Origin of the sequence: Mesorhizobium sp. M0292 (genome assembly GCF_040321695.1) — a bacterium.
In the GTDB taxonomy this organism is placed as follows: domain Bacteria; phylum Pseudomonadota; class Alphaproteobacteria; order Rhizobiales; family Rhizobiaceae; genus Mesorhizobium.
This window is the reverse complement of the sequence record NZ_JAMYSB010000055.1, coordinates 1-3,247: the sequence shown is the minus strand read 5'-3', so window position 1 is coordinate 3,247 and position 3,247 is coordinate 1. Positions and strand designations below refer to the sequence as shown.

Annotated in this window: 2 protein-coding genes and 1 pseudogene; all 3 read right to left on the bottom strand. The window is 66.6% G+C overall.

Features of this window, described 5'->3' with window-relative positions:
- Nucleotides 1–330: 330 nt before the first annotated feature.
- Entirely contained in the window at nucleotides 331–1,134 is an 804-nt protein-coding gene (locus NKI96_RS32405; RefSeq protein ID WP_352807786.1) for an ATP-binding cassette domain-containing protein, read from the bottom strand.
- A 7-nt stretch (nucleotides 1,135–1,141) separates the two neighbouring features.
- The gene (locus tag NKI96_RS32400; RefSeq protein ID WP_352807785.1) at nucleotides 1,142–1,918 is read right to left on the bottom strand and encodes an ABC transporter permease subunit; all 777 of its coding nucleotides are present in this window, start codon (nucleotides 1,916–1,918) and stop codon (nucleotides 1,142–1,144) included.
- Nucleotides 1,915–3,083, bottom strand: a pseudogene (gene ssuD, locus NKI96_RS32395) (FMNH2-dependent alkanesulfonate monooxygenase). The gene NKI96_RS32400 and the pseudogene ssuD overlap by 4 nt, the downstream one beginning before the upstream one ends.
- Nucleotides 3,084–3,247: the final 164 nt, after the last annotated feature.

Sequence of the window (3,247 nt, the reverse complement as noted above, 5' to 3'; positions counted from 1 at the left end):
GGGGTTCTCTCGCAACAAAAACCCCCCCAACCCCTACCCCCCCCCCCCCGCTCCTCCCCCCCTCGACACCTCTCCCCCGATCGACGGGGGAGAGGAAAGGCGCGAGCCTTGCAGGGGCGCGAACTTATGCGGCCTGGCTCCCTTCCCCTCCCTCCGGAGGGGGGAGAGGTGGCGCCGCGAAGCGGTGACGGAGTGGGGGAAGGCGCTGGTCAAACCCGCAGTTTCGCAAACAGGCACAACCCGGCGAGCAAGAAAACCCCACCCATATTGCCGGTCCATTCTGTTACCGATCTATCCGGTTCGGATAGAATGCCCTGCCCGCGATAGGCTCTACCCGAACAGCTGATCCAGAATCCTGCCCTCCAGCCTGGCAAGCTCGACCGAACCACGCCGGCGCGGCCGCGCCACCGACACGTCGAGATCGAGCGCGATGCGGCCCTCGTCGATCACCACCACCCGGTCGGCGAGCGCAACCGCCTCGGCGACGTCATGCGTGACCAGCACGGCGGTGAATTTTTGCTCCAGCCAGATGCGTTCCAGAAGCTGCTGCATTTCGATGCGGGTCAGCGCATCGAGCGCGCCGAGCGGCTCGTCGAGCGCCAGAATCTTTGGCTGTCCGATCAGTGCACGCGCCAGCGCCACGCGCTGCTTCTGGCCGCCCGAGAGCACCGAGGGCCATTCGTCGGCTCGGTCGGCGAGGCCGACTTCACCCAGGATGGCGAGCGCGCGCCGCCTGGCTTCCGCACCGGTGGCAAGCCCGGTCAGCCCGACCTCGACGTTTTTCACCACGCTGGCCCAGGGCAACAGCCGCGGCTCCTGGAACATGAAGCGGCTCTCTTCGCCAGCGCCGGCCTTGGCTTCCGGCCCGAATGTCAGCGATCCTGCCGTCGGCCGGTCGAGCCCGGCCAGCAGGCGCAAAAGCGTGCTCTTGCCGCAGCCGCTCTTGCCGATGACGGCAACGAACTGCCCGACCGGCACGTCGAGATCGATGCAGTCGAGCACGACCTTGTCGCCAAAGCGCTTTTCCATGCCCTTGAAGGCAAAGGCGCGCTGCCTTTCGACGGCCTCCTCCGGCCGTGACGGTTCCGGCGCGGCGACGAAGGAACGGATGGCGGTCAGGCTGGCGGTTGGCATCGAACCCTCAGGCGTTCTGGAAGGCGGGATGCCAGCCGAGCGACAGCCGCTCGAGCAGGCAGGCGAAGCTGTCGGCAAGCTTGCCGAGCAGCGCATAGATCAGGATCGACAGCACGACCACATCGATCAGCAGGAATTCGCGTGCCTGCATGGCCATGTAGCCGAGGCCGGAACTGGCCGAGATGGTTTCGGCAACGATCAGCGTCAGCCACATGATGCCCAGCGCATAGCGCAGGCCGACGAAGATCGCCGGCAGCGCGCCGGGCAGGATCACCTGAAAAAACAACGCGCGGCGGTCCATGCCGTAGACCCGGCCCATCTCGACCAGATGCGGGTCGACGCTCTGGATGCCGAGCAGCGTGTTGACGTAGATCGGGAAGAACACGCCGAGCGCCACCAGGAACAGTTTTGCTTCCTCGTCGATGCCGAACCACAGGATGACCAGCGGGATCAGCGCCAGATGCGGGATGTTGCGGATCATCTGCAGCGTCGTGTCGGTCAGGCCGCGGCTGAGCGCCGACAGCCCGTTGGCAAGGCCGAGTGCAAAGCCGATCGAGCCGCCGATGGCAAAGCCGGCCAGCGCGCGCAGCGTGCTGACGCCGATGTTCTGTATCAGCTCGCCCGACAGCGTCAGCCGCCAGAAGGCCTCGGCCACCGCGCTCGGCGCCGGCAGCACATTGGCGGGCATCACGCCGGCGCGGCTGGCGGCTTCCCAGCCAATTATGACCAACGCCGGCAGCAGCCAGCCGATGCCGTTCTGTTTGACCCGTTGAGCCAGGCTCATGACGACGCCTGAAGGCGGTTGGCGCCGTGAAACCCGACGGCGAATTCATTGGCGATGTGCTCATGCGCCCGTGCCCGCCTGGTGCCCAGGCCGAGACGCGGGAACAGAAGCTCGGCGACGCGGTAGGCTTCCTCGAGATGCGGGTAGCCGGAGCCGATGATGGTGTCGATGCCGATCGCCTGATACTCGCGGATGCGCTCGACGATCTGCTCGGGCGAGCCGACCAAAGCTGTGCCGGCGCCGCCGCGCACCAGGCCGACGCCGGCCCACAGATTGGGCGAAACCACCAGCCTGTCGCGGCGGCCGCCATGCAGTTCGGCCATGCGCCGCTGTCCCACAGAGTCCATCTCCCTGGTGAAGCGGGCCTGGGCATTTTCGATCTGGGCATCGGTGACGTGGCTGATCAGCCGGTCGGCGGCGCGCCAGGCCTCTTCCTCGGTCTCGCGCACGATGAAATGCAGCCTGATGCCGAAACGCAGTTTGCGGCCGCGCCGTTCGGCTTTCTTGCGCGCAGCACTGAGCTTCTCGGCCACCTGTGCCGGCGGTTCGCCCCAGGTCAGGTACATGTCTACCAGATCGGCGGCGAGCTCCTGGCCCGCATCCGACGAGCCGCCGAAATAGAGCGGCGGCCGCTCCTGGCTCGGCAACAGGTCGAGGCGGCCATTGTCGACGCGGTAATATTTGCCGTTGAAATTGACGCTTTGGCCCGACACCAGCGCGCGCCAGATGGTTAGGAACTCCTGCGCCTGGGCATAGCGCTCGTCATGCGGCAGGAAGACACCGTCGCCGGCAAGCTCGGTCGGTTGCCGCCGACCACGACGTTGAGCAGCAGGCGGCCATTGCTCAGCCGGTCGAGCGCCGCGGTCTGGCGCGCCGCGAAGGTCGGCAGCGTCACGCCGGGCCGCAGCGCCACCAGGAATTTGAGCTTTTCGGTCAGCGCCGCTAGTCCGGAAGCGGTTATCCAGGAATCCTCGCAATTCTGCCCGGTCGGCAAAAGCACGCCGGGAAAGCCGAGCCGGTCGACGGCCTGTGCGATCTCCTTGAAGTAAGCGAACTCCGGCGGCCGCTGCAGCTGTTCGGAGCCGAGATAGGAGCCGTCGCCATGCGTCGGGATGAACCAGAAGAAATCGAGCGGGCCGGCTTGCGGGCTTGATGAAGCGGTCATGGCGAAATCCCTGAAGCTTGAAACGGCAAAGGCGCCCGGGGGTTTTCGCCCCGCGCCCCCCGGGTTAGTTGAATTTCCCCGTTGGGGCCCCACGGGGGGGGGGATGCGCCCCGCGGTGGGGGTAAGGATGTGCGTGTTGAAGCGATCGGCTTTCGCCGGGTGGC